16 protein-coding genes and 1 other annotated feature are annotated in these 15,201 nt (G+C 39.0%); of the genes, 15 read left to right on the top strand and 1 reads right to left on the bottom strand.

Annotated features, from left to right (window positions below; genetic code table 11):
- Nucleotides 1-4 precede the first annotated feature (4 nt).
- The 13 genes from nrdR to KC820_RS08795 all read left to right on the top strand — a co-directional run bounded on the left by nrdR (nt 5) and on the right by KC820_RS08795 (nt 12,470).
- Complete coding sequence (gene nrdR / locus KC820_RS08855) at nt 5-469, top strand: transcriptional regulator NrdR (RefSeq protein ID WP_212370319.1); 465 nt, start codon at nt 5-7, stop codon at nt 467-469.
- Between the two features lie 18 nt (nt 470-487).
- Entirely contained in the window at nt 488-1,855 is a 1,368-nt protein-coding gene (locus KC820_RS08850; RefSeq protein WP_212370318.1) for a replication initiation and membrane attachment family protein, read from the top strand.
- 37 nt (nt 1,856-1,892) lie between these two features.
- Nucleotides 1,893-2,834, top strand: coding sequence for a primosomal protein DnaI (gene dnaI, locus KC820_RS08845; protein ID WP_144088055.1), 942 nt, complete (start codon nt 1,893-1,895; stop codon nt 2,832-2,834).
- 162 nt (nt 2,835-2,996) lie between these two features.
- The gene (gene ytxC, locus KC820_RS08840) at nt 2,997-3,815 is read left to right on the top strand and encodes a sporulation protein YtxC (RefSeq protein WP_144088054.1); all 819 of its coding nucleotides are present in this window, start codon (nt 2,997-2,999) and stop codon (nt 3,813-3,815) included.
- A gap of 184 nt (nt 3,816-3,999) precedes the next feature.
- Nucleotides 4,000-4,229 (top strand) — a binding site (T-box leader).
- Nucleotides 4,230-4,307: 78 nt separating this feature from the next.
- Nucleotides 4,308-6,242 (top strand): threonine--tRNA ligase, encoded by a 1,935-nt coding sequence (gene thrS / locus KC820_RS08835; RefSeq protein WP_144088053.1) that lies wholly within the window; start codon nt 4,308-4,310, stop codon nt 6,240-6,242.
- A 326-nt stretch (nt 6,243-6,568) separates the two neighbouring features.
- Nucleotides 6,569-7,069 (top strand): translation initiation factor IF-3, encoded by a 501-nt coding sequence (gene infC, locus KC820_RS08830; RefSeq protein WP_246065347.1) that lies wholly within the window; start codon nt 6,569-6,571, stop codon nt 7,067-7,069.
- Between the two features lie 29 nt (nt 7,070-7,098).
- The gene (gene rpmI, locus KC820_RS08825) at nt 7,099-7,296 is read left to right on the top strand and encodes a 50S ribosomal protein L35 (protein WP_144088051.1); all 198 of its coding nucleotides are present in this window, start codon (nt 7,099-7,101) and stop codon (nt 7,294-7,296) included.
- 37 nt (nt 7,297-7,333) lie between these two features.
- Nucleotides 7,334-7,690 (top strand): 50S ribosomal protein L20, encoded by a 357-nt coding sequence (rplT, locus tag KC820_RS08820; RefSeq protein ID WP_144088050.1) that lies wholly within the window; start codon nt 7,334-7,336, stop codon nt 7,688-7,690.
- Between the two features lie 414 nt (nt 7,691-8,104).
- Nucleotides 8,105-9,721 (top strand): long-chain fatty acid--CoA ligase, encoded by a 1,617-nt coding sequence (locus tag KC820_RS08815; protein WP_212370316.1) that lies wholly within the window; start codon nt 8,105-8,107, stop codon nt 9,719-9,721.
- A gap of 143 nt (nt 9,722-9,864) precedes the next feature.
- Nucleotides 9,865-10,119: a DUF1294 domain-containing protein gene (locus KC820_RS08810; RefSeq protein WP_212370314.1), complete on the top strand. Its 255-nt coding sequence runs from the start codon at nt 9,865-9,867 to the stop codon at nt 10,117-10,119.
- Nucleotides 10,120-10,193: 74 nt separating this feature from the next.
- On the top strand, nt 10,194-10,775 hold the full coding sequence (locus tag KC820_RS08805; protein WP_212370311.1) for a TVP38/TMEM64 family protein: 582 nt from the start codon (nt 10,194-10,196) through the stop codon (nt 10,773-10,775).
- A 59-nt stretch (nt 10,776-10,834) separates the two neighbouring features.
- Nucleotides 10,835-11,317 (top strand): dUTP diphosphatase, encoded by a 483-nt coding sequence (locus tag KC820_RS08800; protein ID WP_212370310.1) that lies wholly within the window; start codon nt 10,835-10,837, stop codon nt 11,315-11,317.
- A 70-nt stretch (nt 11,318-11,387) separates the two neighbouring features.
- Nucleotides 11,388-12,470, top strand: coding sequence for a M42 family metallopeptidase (locus tag KC820_RS08795; RefSeq protein ID WP_212370309.1), 1,083 nt, complete (start codon nt 11,388-11,390; stop codon nt 12,468-12,470).
- A gap of 318 nt (nt 12,471-12,788) precedes the next feature.
- On the opposite strand, the gene sspI is transcribed toward KC820_RS08795, so the two are convergent.
- Nucleotides 12,789-13,001, bottom strand: a complete 213-nt coding sequence (gene sspI, locus KC820_RS08790; protein ID WP_212370308.1) for a small acid-soluble spore protein SspI — start codon at nt 12,999-13,001, stop codon at nt 12,789-12,791.
- 85 nt (nt 13,002-13,086) lie between these two features.
- On the opposite strand from sspI, the gene KC820_RS08785 reads away from it, so the two are divergent.
- Nucleotides 13,087-13,824: a TrmH family RNA methyltransferase gene (locus KC820_RS08785; RefSeq protein ID WP_212370307.1), complete on the top strand. Its 738-nt coding sequence runs from the start codon at nt 13,087-13,089 to the stop codon at nt 13,822-13,824.
- A gap of 331 nt (nt 13,825-14,155) precedes the next feature.
- Nucleotides 14,156-15,190 (top strand): phenylalanine--tRNA ligase subunit alpha, encoded by a 1,035-nt coding sequence (gene pheS / locus KC820_RS08780; RefSeq protein WP_212370306.1) that lies wholly within the window; start codon nt 14,156-14,158, stop codon nt 15,188-15,190.
- The last annotated feature ends 11 nt before the right edge of the window (nt 15,191-15,201 follow it).

The following is a 15,201-nucleotide window of genomic DNA, read 5'->3' as shown; positions in this document are numbered from 1 at the left end:
ATCGATGAAATGCCCAAATTGTGATTATAAAAGCACACGCGTACTGGACTCCCGACCGATTGATGAAGGTAAAACAATTCGTCGGAGAAGAGAATGCGATGAATGTAACTATCGTTTTACTACATTCGAACGCGTTGAGGAGATTCCGTTAATTGTTGTAAAAAAAGAGGGTATGAGAGAAGAGTTTTCTCGTGAGAAGCTCAAAAGAGGTTTATTGAAATCTTGTGAGAAAAGACCGGTGTCTGTCGATCAAGTCGAAAAGATTGCTTTCGATGTTGAACGAGAATTACGCAATCAAGGAAATTCGGAAGTTATGAGTAATGATATTGGTGAAATGATTATGGAACGATTAGCGGATGTTGATGAAGTTGCTTATGTTCGTTTTGCTTCTGTATATCGCCAATTTAAGGATATTAACGTTTTTATGAATGAACTGAATGAGATGATACACCGAACGAAGAAAGAGTAGGTTTGGAGGTTATATAAAATGACAATGGAACGGATGAAGCATTTATTACCGAATGACCGTATGAAAGTTATGCAACAAGAAGTGTTTTTCACGGATGCTGATTCCGTTTTAACCTTATTATATCAACCTTTAATCGGTAGAGAAGCCGTTGCGTTGTTTCAATTTTTAAAAGAAGAAGCAGCGAAACAAGCCGCTGACGCATCAACGTCTCATCATTATGTGATGACGATGCTAAACATGGACTTGGATGAGTTTTATGAAGCGAGGAAGAGACTGGAAGCAATCGGACTGTTAAAAACATACAAAGAGTCATTAAGCTACACGACCTTTTATTATTTATTACAGCCGCCATTTTCCGCTAAAGGATTTTTCGCTGATTCGATGTATGCTGTCTTATTGGAACATCAAGTTGGACAAGATGTTGCCAATCAATTGAAAAGAAAGTTAATACAACCAAAACAATTGCCGGACTCCGTACAACAGATAACGACGTCATTCGATGAAGTGTTTACGACTGTTGCTCCTAAAGAAGAAGCGGAAGGCCATTCAGTTAAACAAGAAAAACAAATTGAAGAATCAAGTTTGCCGGTAGATTGGTTGAAAAAAATGCTTTCACAGCAACAGCTTAAACCTGATTCAATATTAACTCAATCGAATTTAATCTTTATGGAGAAAATGATCAAAATCTATGATGTGAATTTCTTGGAGCTTGAAAAGGCAGTCATGTGGGCAGTGACTGAAGCATCAACACTTGACCGGAAAGAGTTTCATGCGATGTGTAAAGATATTTATTATAAAAAACATGGAACGGTCCCACCAAGATTATATCGACAAAACGAACAGTCTACGGAAAAGCCACCAATTAATAAAAATAAAAGCACGAATACTTCCAATCAAAGCGAAAACCTTTCAAAAAAGGATAAATTAATTCATCACTTTGAAACGATCACCCATCGTCAACTTTTGGAAGACCAATCAAGTTCCGGCGTAGCTTCCATGAAAGAGATCGATATGATTACTGAAATGATGGAAACACATGGACTTGAACAACCGGTGATGAACGTCTTAGTGGATTATGTATTAAAACGAAATCAAAATAAATTAGCCAAAAATTATTTAGAAACGATTGCTGCCCATTGGAGTCGTGAAAAAATTACGACTGCTGAGCAAGCAATGGATATAGCGAAACGGGAACATCATATGTATCAAAAATGGCAACAGAAAAAACAAACACAAACGAAAAAATCGAATGAAGTTTTACCAAAATGGTTTAAAGAACAAAAAGAATCGAAGAAAAAACAACCAGTAAAGCAAGAGAAGTCAGCGGAAGAGTTAGAGAAAGATCGCCAAGAATTGGAACAATTTATAAAAAGCTTTCAAAAATAGCTGGATGAATAACGTTAGACAATAAGGGTGAAATCGGATGGAACCAATCCAAACGGCATTAAGTCAGTGGTTAAAAGGAAAAGAGAATTATCAGGCATCGATGAATGAAATGAAATCTAAGATTTTATCATCTCCGGAGATTCAAGCGTTCCTTGCTCAGCATCCACAGATTACAAATGAACAAATCGAAAAACAATTAATTAAATTGTATGAGTTCGACTATCAATCGAAGGCTTGTGAAAATTGCCCTTCATTGGATGGTTGTGTGAATGTCGTCCAAGGTTACGCGCCAGAAATTTTGGTTGAAAATGAGAAAATTAAATTGATTTATCATGAATGTCCAAGAAAAGAAAAAGCCATTCAACAACAGAAACAACGTGCGATGGTTAAAAGTCTTCATATGCCAAGAGAGATACATGAAGCATCTTTTGACCAAGTGCATCTTCAAGACGATGGGCGAGTGGAAGCATTCAAAAAGGTGCAAAAGTTTTATCATGATAGCAAAACGAATTTACCTTCACGCGGCCTTTATTTATATGGGCAATTTGGTGTCGGTAAAACGTATATGTTAGCTGCACTCGCCAATCATTTAGCTGAAGAGAAAATTGATACGTATTTTATTTATATGCCTGAATTAGTACGCGAAATGAAATCGTCTATTTCAGACTCTACAATTAGTGAAAAAATTGAGCGATTCAAAAATGCAACTGTTCTAGTATTGGATGATATTGGTGCAGAGTTTTTATCACCTTGGTTCAGAGATGAAATTCTAGGCGCAATCTTGCAATACCGCATGATGGAACGGTTACCCGTATTTTTTACTTCGAACTATACACCAGATGAGTTAGAAGCAATGCTATCTCAATCAGGTAGAGGTAAAATGGAACAAATGAAAAGTGCACGGATCATGGAACGTATTCGCCAAGTGAGTGAACCCGTTGAAATGAACGGGAAAAATTATCGAGATTTTCAAAATTAATGTCCTTTCACATTTTTTTAATCCTTATTTCATACAATGTATTACCTGAGACAATGCGCAAAGACCAGCAAGACAGGAATACAGTTAGACAACCTTAGGCTTTTGTTTGTAGCACCGCTATTCAAGCATAAGCCTTAGTTTTTCAATGAAAGAGGGATCTATGTGAAAGAGACATCTTTTTTATTTCGTGAACTGAAAGAAGCTAAACAGTTTTACTTTTTTTTACTCGGTAAACTCCAAACAGATCAACTAACCATGTCCAATCAAACCATCACAGTTCAATCTGACACCACCGCTTCGCCAGTCGAACTCGTTGAACTCATTTATCCATTTGTCCTCGAGCATTACGGAACAAAAATTTCACATTTCATTTTAGAAAAACAATTTTATTTCGAAAAAGAAGAGCGAGATCAAATCATTCCTTACATTGTTACACTCAGTGCTACGCCGAAGTTCGTACATAGTCAATTTCAATACTCTTTGTATGAGCGGTTGGTTCAGTTTTTGTACGAAGAATCCAATGAATTGATATCTTTCGACAAAATGTATCAGCAACTATTCCTTCAAGATCATAACTGGGTCGAACTTGTCGGTTTTGGTATCGAGGAGTGGAAACAAGAATTAATTTATCAAGAAAAGATGAATGAGTTGAGAGGTCAGCTGGATATTTACGCAAATGTTCATGACAAGGTAATTGTTGTGTTAGATCATCAACAGGAGCCGGTAGTAATGGACAAACATGCTCGGTTGATTTCGAATGATGTATTGTTGGAAAGTAAGTACCGGTTTACACAAGAAACGGAAGACATGTTGAAGCATGCCGAGGTATTGCGAAAGTTATTATTGATCAATCCGGAAAAAATTATAGTCTATACAGCAAAAAATCAAACCCATAATTTATATGCGATTATGAATGTTTTTCAGGAAAAGGTGGAGATTCGTTCACTTGGAAAGTTTCCGTTTTTGCATGTGAAAAAGTAATTCACCGGATTATCATTAGGTTTGTGCTGTTGATAGCTTTTTGCTTAGGATTTTTAAACAAGCTAAAAAGTGAAAGCTGTAAGAACAATTTTTGAAAGAGCAATCGTTCCTCTGTTTTAATCTAAGTACATTCTTTCTTGCTTTTCCTTCATCTTACCGATATAATACAGATATAAATAATGATCGAACTGCTTTGAAAAGGACATGGATTCATTTGACACAGCTCAAACAGAGAGGAAAGCCTTGGCTGTAAGTTTTCCGGGTATGCCAATGAATCTACCACCTTTGAGCATTCAATGTGAAAACCTATTCGGTGATTAATATTGAACGGTACATCAACGTTACGATGTCACTTGAGTGCTGTCACTTGACAGAATCAGGGTGGAACCACGGGTTAAAACACTCGTCCCTTTTATGTATTTAGGGATGGGTGTTTTTTTATGGAAAGCATTCGATCATTAGTTCGTACTTTCAATAAAAGGAGATGATTTCATGGCAGAAAGGATTCAAATTACTTTCCCAGATGGTAATCAGAAGGAATTTGAAAAAGGTTCCACAACAGAAGATATAGCCTCATCCATTAGCTCAGGTTTGAAGAAGCAAGCACTCGCTGGGAAGTTCAATGGACAGATGGTTGATCTTCGTAAGCCACTTGAAAATGATGGCGAGATCCAAATTATTACGTACAGAGATCCTGAAGGGCTTGAAGTATTACGCCATTCAACAGCACACTTAATGGCCCAAGCGATTCGCCGTCTCTACGGTCAAGACGTGAAATTCGGTGTGGGTCCAGTCATTGAAGATGGATTTTACTATGACATGGATATGGAAGAGTCCATTACTCCGGATGATCTTCCTAAAATTGAAAAAGAAATGAAAAAAATTACCGATGAAGCACTTGAAGTTCACCGGGTTGAAGTAAGCCGAGAAGAAGCAAAAGAGCGCTTCAAAAATGATGAACTGAAGCAAGAATTAATTAATGCCATTCCTGAAGGGGAGACAGTGACTATTTATGAGCAAGGGGAGTTTGCTGACCTTTGTCGCGGTGTTCACGTTCCTCACACAGGTAAAATCAAAGTGTTTAAATTGCTTTCAATTTCAGGTGCTTATTGGCGTGGCGATAGTAAAAATCAAATGCTACAACGTGTATATGGAACAGCGTTCGAGAAGAAAAGCCAATTAGATGAATACTTAAAACAACGCGAAGAAGCAAAAGAACGGGATCACCGGAAGTTAGGCAAAGAGCTGGATATTTTTACAGTTTCCCAAAAAGTTGGCCAGGGCCTTCCGTTATGGCTTCCAAATGGTGCAACGATTCGCCGCATCATTGAACGGTATATTGTCGACTTGGAAGAGCGATTAGGCTATAACCATGTCTATACGCCAGTACTAGGTAGTGTCGAGCTCTATAAAACGAGTGGTCACTGGGATCATTACCAGGAAGATATGTTCCCTGCGATGGAAATGGATAATGAAGATTTAGTTCTTCGTCCGATGAACTGTCCACATCATATGATGGTTTATAAAAATAATTTGCACAGTTATCGTGATCTACCTGTCCGTATTGCAGAACTCGGTACGATGCACCGTCATGAAATGTCAGGAGCACTTGCTGGGTTGCAGCGGGTTCGAGGAATGACATTGAATGACGCCCATATCTTTGCCCGCCCAGATCAATTAAAAGATGAATTTATGCGTGTTGTTCGGTTGGTGCAAAACGTATACAAAGACTTCGGTGTTGATGATTATTATTTCCGTTTATCGTATCGTGATCCTGAAGATAAAGAGAAGTACGTTGATAATGATGAAATGTGGAATAGAGCAGAAGCGCTTTTAAAAGAAACATTGGAAGAAATGGAGCTTGAGTTCGTTGAAGCGACAGGCGAAGCGGCATTTTACGGCCCGAAGTTAGATGTTCAAGTGAAGACTGCGCTTGGAAAAGATGAAACACTATCAACTGTTCAGCTCGACTTCCATTTACCAGAACGATTTGATTTAACGTATATCGGTAAAGACGGTAAAGAGCATCGTCCTGTCGTCATTCACCGTGGCGTTGTTTCAACAATGGAACGCTTTGTCGCTTTCTTAATTGAAGAGTACAAAGGTGCCTTCCCAGTTTGGTTAGCACCAGAGCAAGTTAGAATTATTCCAGTTTCGTTGGAAGCACATATGGATTACGCTAAAAAAGTTGAGGAACAGCTGCAAGAGCAAGGACTTCGGGTCCAACTGGACGTGCGTGATGAAAAGCTCGGATACAAAATTCGAGAAGCACAGACGAAGAAGGTACCATATGCGTTAGTATTAGGTGACGCAGAAATGTCTGAGGATGCAGTGAATGTTCGTAAGTATGGTGAAAAAGATACTGAAACAATCGGCTTGAGCCAATTTATCGATCAAATTAAAAATCAAGTCAATGAAAAGAGTTAAGATTAAATCTATGACTTGACAATTATAGCGATCATGCATATACTAGGTAAGGTGAATTGAATAAGGTCATGACTGACAAGTAGAAGCACCCGCTTCTCACCTGCTTGACGCCTGCAATGGGCAGTTAACAGGTCTGAACAGATCCAAAACCGTTGAAGAAGGCTCGTTTTGAGTCTTCAGTAGAACGAACTGTTTAAATGTGGGTGCCAAGGTGCCCACATTTTTATTTTTACCTGAGAGTGGTTGAACTACTTTCGAAGGAAATCACTTGTCGGATAATGCCTTGATTTAAAAAATTATGGAGGTGGCTAACGATTAGCAAAGATATTGTGAATGAATCCATTCGAGCAAAGGAACTACGTTTGATTGATGTCAATGGTGAGCAATTAGGAGTAAAATCCAGAAACGAAGCCTTGGAGATCGCTGAAAAAGCGAACCTAGACCTCGTGTTGGTTGCTCCACAAGCAAAACCACCAGTTGCTCGTATTATGGATTACGGAAAATACCGCTTTGAACAACAAAAGAAAGAAAAAGAGCAACGTAAAAACCAAAAGGTTATTAACGTAAAAGAGATCCGTCTGACTCCAGTAATTGAGGAACACGATTTCAATACAAAATTACGTAATGCTCGCAAGTTCCTTGGAAAAGGTGACAAAGTCAAAGTTAGCGTACGTTTCCGTGGGCGTGCGATTACCCACAAAGAATTAGGTCGTGAAGTGCTCGACCGATTCGCTGAACAAACCAATGATATCAGCAACGCGGAATCAAAGCCTAAAATGGAAGGACGCAGCATGTTTATGATGCTTGCTCCTAAAGCAGAAAAATAATTCGTTCGTAAATTAAGGAGGATATAATCATGCCAAAAATGAAAACCCATAAAGGTGCACAAAAACGTTTCAAAAGAACAGGTACCGGTAAATTTAAACGCGCTCATGCGTTTACAAGCCACATGTTCGGAAACAAAACACAGAAACAAAAACGTAAACTACGTAAAAGCGCAATCGTTGCTAAAGGTGACGAAGGTCGCTTAGAGAAAATGCTACCAAACAAATAAAAACTATACGATTTGATATAAATAGGAGGGAATTACCATGGCACGTGTTAAAGGTGGAACAGTTACACGCCAACGACGCAAACGCGTTTTGAAACTAGCAAAAGGATATTACGGTTCGAAAAGAACGTTATTTAAAACAGCAAAACAACAAGTAATGAAATCAGGTCAGTATGCATACCGTGACCGTCGACAGAAAAAACGTGAATTCCGTAAGCTTTGGATCGCACGTATTAATGCGGCAGCGCGTATGAACGACATTTCATACAGCCGTTTAATGCACGGTTTGAAACTTGCAGGAATCGAAGTTAACCGTAAAATGTTAGCAGATCTAGCTGTAAGTGACGAGCAAGGATTTACAAACCTTGTTAACCAAGCAAAAGACGCACTTAAATAATAGACCCAGGAAACCTTGATTGGTGAGTAGAGAATACTCATCAATCAAGGTTTTTTATATGTCGGGATCTATTTCAGACCTTCAGCGTTAAACATCCTGTCTTCAGTGTTTAATCGAAATGCTTCAGTGTTAATTTGAAGATCTTCAGGGTTTATCCGCGAAGCTTCAGCGTTAATTAGTGAAGCTTCAGTGTTTATTTTCAAACCTTCAGTGTTAATACGCAAACCTTCAGTGTTAACAAATAAAACCTCGACATAATTATCGGATCAGTAATCTAATGGACATGTTTTATCCTTTTAGTGATCAAGCGCTTAATTATTGAGTCATCTAGTAATTGACAAAATTATCATAATAATTTAAATTTAAAGATATACTATCAAGAGTTCTACATAATTTAAAAAAGGAGGAGTAGTTATGAATAACTTTCAGTTGACGACGACTCAAATGCTAGAACGAGCTGAGAAATACTTTTCGCAAAAAGAGGTTGTGTCTAGGACGGATTTAAAGGTTCATCGATTAAATTACAAAGAAATTGGACAACGGTGCAGATCTTTATCTGATTCATTAGAGGCACTTGGCATAAAAAAAGGCGATCGAATTGGGACGCTAGGTTGGAATCATCATCGACATTTAGAAGCTTATTTTGCGGTTCCAAATATGAATGCTGTATTGCATACGATTAATTTCCGATTACCACAGGAGCACTTAATTTACGTCATTAATGATGCTGAAGATAAAGTGTTGCTTATCGATGCACAGTTTATTGGTTTAATTGAAGCGATTAAAGATGAAATCCCTTCAGTCCAGCACGTCATCTTAATGACGGACGAAGAAAACATCCCGGAAACATCCCTCCCTTCTGTTTATCTCTATGAATCACTTATTGAACAAGGTAATCCCACTTATCAATATCCAGAAAACATACAAGAAAATGATCCGGCAGGTATGTGTTATACATCTGCGACAACAGGAAAACCAAAAGGTGTTATCTACACACATCGAAGTACGTTTTTACATTCTATGGCGTTAGGGCTTGCAGAAACGACAGGTGTACAAGAAGAAGATGTATCGTTGCCACTTGTACCAATGTTTCACGTAAATGCCTGGGGATTCCCATATGCAGCTACATGGTTTGGTACAAAACAGGTGTTACCAGGACCGAATGTTACCCCACAATTGATTCTTGAATTAATCGAGCAAGAAAAAGTGACAATGTCAGCTGGAGTGCCAACAATCTGGTTAGGTGTCGCTCAAGCATTGGAGCAAGGGGACTATGATACATCGAGCTTAAAAGCCGTCATATGTGGAGGGTCCGCTGCACCGAAAAGCCTGATTGCACTATATGAAGATCGTTTTAATATTCCTTTTATTCACGCATATGGCATGACAGAAACAAGTCCTGTCGCTACACTTTCCAGACCACTCAGCAAACATAAGGAATTAAGCCGTGAAGAGCAGTTGAATATAAAAGCAACACAAGGTCGTGTTGTACCAGGCCTCGAAGTGAAAGTCGTTAATGAAGACGGTGAAGTACCTGCAGATGGTGAAACAATGGGCGAGTTGACCATTCGTGGACCTTGGATTACAGACCAGTATTATAATGCACCGGATAAAACAGCTGAGTCCGTTAAGGATGGTTGGTTATATACAGGCGATATAGCAACAATTGATGAAGATGGCTTTATACAAGTTGTGGACCGAACGAAGGACTTGGTTAAAAGTGGTGGAGAATGGATTTCAACCGTTGCACTTGAAAATGGTTTGATGGCTCACGAAGCCGTTGCTGAAGCGAGTGTAATTGGTATCCCTCATGAAAAGTGGCAAGAAAGACCGCTTGGCGTTGTCGTATTAAAAGAAGGATCGGATGTAACAAAAGAGGAGTTATTCGAGTTCATCAAACCAATGTTTGTGAAATGGTGGCTCCCGGATGACATCGTTTTTGTCGATGAAATTCCTAAAACATCCGTCGGCAAGTTTTTGAAACGAGCATTACGAGATCAGCTTTCCGATTATTATTTACAGGAACAATAAGAATGCTTAACCCCAGCGTAAGCTCGTTGGGGTTTTTTGTGGCTAAGCTCGATAGTTAATTGAAATCTATATCAATGTAATTTCTTTTATTCCCAAAGTAAATTATAATCAATCAATAAACATTTATAAGAAAGAGGCATTGTATGTATTTATTAACTAGCTGGTTGGTCATGATCAATATAATCGGATTTGCAGTTATGGGGTGGGATAAACGAAAAGCCCGTAGACAACAGTACCGCATTCCAGAATCGCGGATTTGGGCGATTGCTCTTTCGGGAGGCGCGCTCGGTGCTTGGGCTGGTATGAATGTTTTTCGTCATAAAACAAAACATATCCAATTTGCTTTTGGGCTACCGTTGATTACATTGGTATGGGCTGCAGTCTTTTTATGGGGCTAAGCTTTTCGTCACCTTGTCATAAAGGCTCGTCTATTGTCATATCCTTTAGTAAGCCTATTTGAAAGGAGACTGCCATGGAGGGTGTTATCGGTTGGATCCAACAGTCAATTGACTCCCACCAGATGCTTGCGCCAGTTTTGTTTATTGCATTTCATATTATCCGTCCTTTTCTATTTATTCCGGTTGCATTCATATGTATAACGGGTGGATTGTTGTTTGGGATGACGTATGGGGTTGTCTATTCATTGATTGGTGTCACACTTTCTAGTCTTCTTTTTTATATGTTTGTTCAGCAAACACCGAGCTTATTTAAACGATTTGAAAGGCTCAAAGAAAAAATGTTTGGCAAACATCGACAACTAAACATGCCACAAGTCGTTTTGTTACGGATCACACCATTTATTCACTTTCATTTAATATCATTGATTCTGATTGAAATGACCCGCAATTTCAAAGAGTACGCGAGAATGTCGATCATTTCCAATCTGCCGTTAGCCTTTGTATACACAACATTTGGCCAATGGTTTCAATCATTAGGAGTCGTTCACCTGATATTGTTTTTATTATTGATATTAGTTTTGATGTATTTGATTCGTCGCAAAGAAATCATTTTAAAATGGGAAGATTTCTTTGCGGTAGAACGACTAGAAAATTAATTTTTCTATGTGGAGGCTAAACCTTCTTTGTTATACTAACTAACAGAGGAGGTTTTTTGATGGATTGGAATATGATTATGGATATGCAAAAAGTGTTAGACGACCGAATTATGGATAAAATTAATCGAACACGCGCTGAAGTAAAAGACGAAAAACTACTTGCACTTTTGGTTGAAGTGGGCGAATTGGCAAATGAAACAAGGTGCTTTAAGTATTGGAGCGAGAAAGGACCGAATGACCGACAAGATATTTTAGAAGAGTATGTAGATGGAATTCATTTTCTCATATCGATTGGATTAGATCGTACATATACAATCCAGCCAACGATAAAACCATCGACAAAATCATTAACGGAGCAATTTCATGTCATTTATGAAGGGATTGTTCAGTATAAATCAAATCCGAGCGAAACACTTTATCATCAATTACTGTCCGATTATTTAAGTTTAGGCGACACTTTAGGCTTCAATGAAACGGATATTTTTCGAGCTTATCAAGATAAAAACGAAGTAAATCATGAAAGGCAAAAAACGGGGTACTAACTTTTGTCCTCGAAAACGATTAGCGTTATAATTAAAAACGGGTTAGTCAGAAAATAAGGAGGATTCAAAAATGACACAAAAAGACAATATGCAGATGTTAAAAGATTTAACAGATGCAAAAGGTATCCCAGGAAACGAGAAAGAACCTCGTGAAGTCATGGAGAAATACATAGCTCCATATGCGGACGAAGTGACAACAGATCATTTAGGAAGTTTGATTGCCAAGAAAACAGGCGATGAAAATGGTCCAAAAATTATGGTTGCAGGTCACTTGGATGAGATTGGTTTTATGATTACGCGCATCGACGATAATGGTTTCCTTTACTTCCAAACTGTCGGTGGCTGGTGGAGCCAAGTCATGCTAGCACAGCGTGTAACGATCATGACGAAAAAAGGTGACGTAACAGGAGTCGTTGGCTCTCAACCACCTCATATTCTGTCTGCTGAACAGCGAAAAAAGCCAGTTGATATAAAAGATATGTTTATCGATATCGGTGCTGCTAGTAAAGAAGAAGCAGAGGAATTCGGTGTTCGTCCAGGAGATTCTGTCGTTCCATATTTTGAATTTACACAAATGAACAATGAAAAATTATTGCTTGCAAAAGCTTGGGACAACCGTATTGGCTGTGCCATTGCAATCGAAGTTTTGAAACGTTTGAAAGATGAACAGCATCCAAACGTCGTTTATGGTGTTGGAACGATTCAAGAAGAAATCGGTCTACGCGGTGCGAAAACAAGTGCACATGCGATCAAGCCGGACATCGGTTTTGGTGTGGACGTCGGTATCGCTGGAGACATGCCAGGAGTTTCTGATAAAGATGCTGCAGCAAAAATGGGTGAGGGGCCACAAATTATTTTATATGATGCATCCATGGTTTCTCATAAAGGCGTACGTGACTTCGTTGTTGAAACTGCAGAAGAAAACGACATTCCATTCCAATATGATTCCATGGCAGGTGGCGGTACGGACTCAGGTTCAATCCATTTGACTGCGAATGGTGTTCCTTCGTTGTCCATTACTGTACCAACGCGCTATATCCATTCCCATGCAGCAATGCTTCATTACGATGATTTTGATAACCTTGTGAAGCTACTCGTTGCGGTCATCAAGAAGATGGACCGTGAAACAGTTGAAAAATTGACATTTAACTAAATTAAAATAGAGCAATCCTTATCTTAAGGATTGCTCTTTTATTTACCATTGAGGTAGTAGAATGAGTGTTTTCACATTAATGTTAAAGCTTCGAAAATTAATGTTGAAGATCAGTGATTTAATGTTGATGATTTGAAAATTAATGTTGAAGCCATGCGAATTAACATTGAAGCTTCATGAAGTAATGTTGAAGCTGGATAAATGAATGTTGAAGTTCGTTATAAGAACGTTGAAGCTCGTCAAATAAATGTAAGAGTCGCTAATATTAATGCTGAGTTTCGCGTCATTAATATTGGAGCTTCCTCTCAATAGCTATCCTTAAAGCTGATTCGTTTCTTGCTCTAAAATATCCAATACATACTTCTTGTCCTTTTCGTTGGAGCCTTGCCAAAGCATTTCAAAAAGCACACCAAGACCTGGCAGCATTTTCTCTTCACCGCTTTCGACAGCATCTACAATTGTTGCTTCAAGCTGTTCCTCATTATTGCCTGCAATATTGTTTTTAATTGCTTTACGTAAATTTAAATCCATAAGCTCACCTCATAATTGAATTTTGTTGTAGTTTGGCCAAAAGACTTTTAAACTATGTATAGGAAATGTGTGAGGTGTATAAAACATGATTGAGTCGAAACAAAATCAACGTGTCAAAGCATGGAAAAAATTAAGTCAGAAAAAACATCGTGATCGGGAAGGTCTCTTTTTAGTGGAAGGCTGGCACTTAGTCGAAGAAGCGATAAAAAGTGATTGGACGATCGATACATTAATTGTGGAAGAAGGCATAGATGTTTTTGATGAGTGGAACACTTTACCGATTGAGTTGGTGAGCTCACCAGTTATGAAGGAGATATCTCAAACAGAAACACCACAAGGTATCGCAGCAGTCGTTCGCCAAAAAGAATGGAAGGTCAATCAACCTCAACGTGTGTTAATGCTCGATCAAATACAAGATCCAGGCAATGTAGGTACAATCATTCGAAGCGGTTTGGCTTTCGGTGTGGAGGCCATTATTTTAGGCAAGGGTACCGTTGATTTATATAATGAGAAAGTCGTTCGTGCGACACAAGGTGCACTGTTTCATTTGCCTGTCCTTCAATCCGACTTAGGTGAATGGCTAAACAAGCGAGAAATCGCTGTTTATGGAACAGCCTTAGACGAGCAAGCGAAAGCGTTACCTGAGATTAAACCGCCTGAAGCGTTCGCGATTATTTTAGGAAATGAAGGGATGGGCGTGCAATCATCATTACTTGAACGATGTGATGAGACCATTTATATTCCACAAGAATCAAAGGCGGAGTCTCTTAATGTTGGGATTGCTGCCAGTGTGATTTTATATCATTTTCGATATGTCACTTGATATAATAATGAAAATTATCTATAATAATTGGAGATTAAATCGTTATAAAAGCGTTGAAGGAGCCAAGTAGGCAATACCCGATCATCGATTGAAAGGGATGGAGTATCCTGGACTGAAAATACTCCAATCGATGGGATTGTACGAATTTCACTCTGGAGCTGACACAGAGGTGTCCGGGTCCTTGATCCGTTATTCAATGAAGTGGGTTTGCATTAAGATGAAGCAAATCAACGAGGGTGGTAACACGGAAATCAACTCGTCCCTTATTTACAGGGAGGAGTTTTTTTATTTTGCTTGAGGAAAGCGATTGTTGACTAAAAGGAGGATATAAATGAAAGAGCGTCTACAGAGCATTAAACAAGAAGCGATAACTGAAATTGAAGCGGCCGATACGCAAAAATCTTTGCAAGACGTCCGTGTTCAGTTTTTAGGTAAAAAAGGAAAAATTACAGAAGTTCTCAAAGGGATGGGGAAATTATCGAAAGAGGAGCGTCCTGTTATTGGCCAGCTCGCCAATGAAGTGCGTGATCAGATTACCGAATCGATCGAGGAAAAAGCGGCTTTACTGGAAAAACAAGCGATTGAAGAGCAACTGAAAGCAGAGACGATTGATGTCACACTTCCAGGTCGACCGACACATACTGGTGGACCTCATATACTTATGAAAACTATTCGCGACATTGAAGATTTATTTATCGGTATGGGATATGAAGTAGCAGAAGGACCGGAAGTTGAAACGGATTATTATAACTTTGAAGCGTTAAACTTACCAAAAGGTCATCCAGCTCGTGATATGCAGGATTCGCTTTATATTACAGAAGAGCTGTTGATGCGTACACATACTTCGCCGGTTCAAGCGCGGACATTGAACGCACATGAAGGAAGAGGGCCCGTTAAAATTATTTGTCCTGGAAAAGTGTATCGCCGTGATACGGATGATGCGACACACTCCCACCAGTTCACGCAAATCGAGGGACTCTATGTGGATGAACATATTACGATGAGTGATTTAAAAGGAACATTGAATGTACTTGCAAAACATTTATTTGGTGAAGATCGTGAAATTCGTCTGCGTCCGAGTTTCTTCCCGTTCACTGAACCATCCGTTGAAATGGACATCTCTTGTAAAGTTTGTAACGGAGACGGATGTTCCGTTTGTAAACATACTGGCTGGATTGAAATTTTAGGTGCAGGACTCGTCCACCCAAATGTTTTGGAAATGGCTGGTTTTGACTCCAAAAAATATACCGGCTTCGCATTTGGAATGGGGCCAGAACGAATCGCGATGTTAAAGTACGGCATTGAAGACATTCGTCATTTCTATACGAACGACGTCAGATTCTTGAAGCAATTTCACCAGGTATAAGGGGGTATGAA

Source organism: Allobacillus saliphilus, from assembly GCF_018138385.1.
GTDB lineage: Bacteria > Bacillota > Bacilli > Bacillales > Alkalibacillaceae > Allobacillus > Allobacillus saliphilus.
The sequence above is the reverse complement of the archived record's forward strand: the minus strand, read 5'-3'. Positions and strand labels throughout refer to the sequence as shown.

Excerpts from the sequence above, each read along its gene's own strand:
- nrdR (WP_212370319.1), top strand. The coding sequence starts at position 5 with ATGAAATGCCCAAATTGTGATTATAAAAGCACACGCGTACTGGACTCC.
- KC820_RS08850 (WP_212370318.1), top strand. The coding sequence starts at position 488 with ATGACAATGGAACGGATGAAGCATTTATTACCGAATGACCGTATGAAA.
- dnaI (WP_144088055.1), top strand. The coding sequence starts at position 1,893 with ATGGAACCAATCCAAACGGCATTAAGTCAGTGGTTAAAAGGAAAAGAG.
- thrS (WP_144088053.1), top strand. The coding sequence starts at position 4,308 with ATGGCAGAAAGGATTCAAATTACTTTCCCAGATGGTAATCAGAAGGAA.
- rpmI (WP_144088051.1), top strand. The coding sequence starts at position 7,099 with ATGCCAAAAATGAAAACCCATAAAGGTGCACAAAAACGTTTCAAAAGA.
- rplT (WP_144088050.1), top strand. The coding sequence starts at position 7,334 with ATGGCACGTGTTAAAGGTGGAACAGTTACACGCCAACGACGCAAACGC.
- KC820_RS08815 (WP_212370316.1), top strand. The coding sequence starts at position 8,105 with ATGAATAACTTTCAGTTGACGACGACTCAAATGCTAGAACGAGCTGAG.
- KC820_RS08810 (WP_212370314.1), top strand. The coding sequence starts at position 9,865 with ATGTATTTATTAACTAGCTGGTTGGTCATGATCAATATAATCGGATTT.
- KC820_RS08805 (WP_212370311.1), top strand. The coding sequence starts at position 10,194 with ATGGAGGGTGTTATCGGTTGGATCCAACAGTCAATTGACTCCCACCAG.
- KC820_RS08800 (WP_212370310.1), top strand. The coding sequence starts at position 10,835 with ATGGATTGGAATATGATTATGGATATGCAAAAAGTGTTAGACGACCGA.
- KC820_RS08795 (WP_212370309.1), top strand. The coding sequence starts at position 11,388 with ATGACACAAAAAGACAATATGCAGATGTTAAAAGATTTAACAGATGCA.
- sspI (WP_212370308.1), bottom strand. The coding sequence starts at position 13,001 with ATGGATTTAAATTTACGTAAAGCAATTAAAAACAATATTGCAGGCAAT.
- KC820_RS08785 (WP_212370307.1), top strand. The coding sequence starts at position 13,087 with ATGATTGAGTCGAAACAAAATCAACGTGTCAAAGCATGGAAAAAATTA.
- pheS (WP_212370306.1), top strand. The coding sequence starts at position 14,156 with ATGAAAGAGCGTCTACAGAGCATTAAACAAGAAGCGATAACTGAAATT.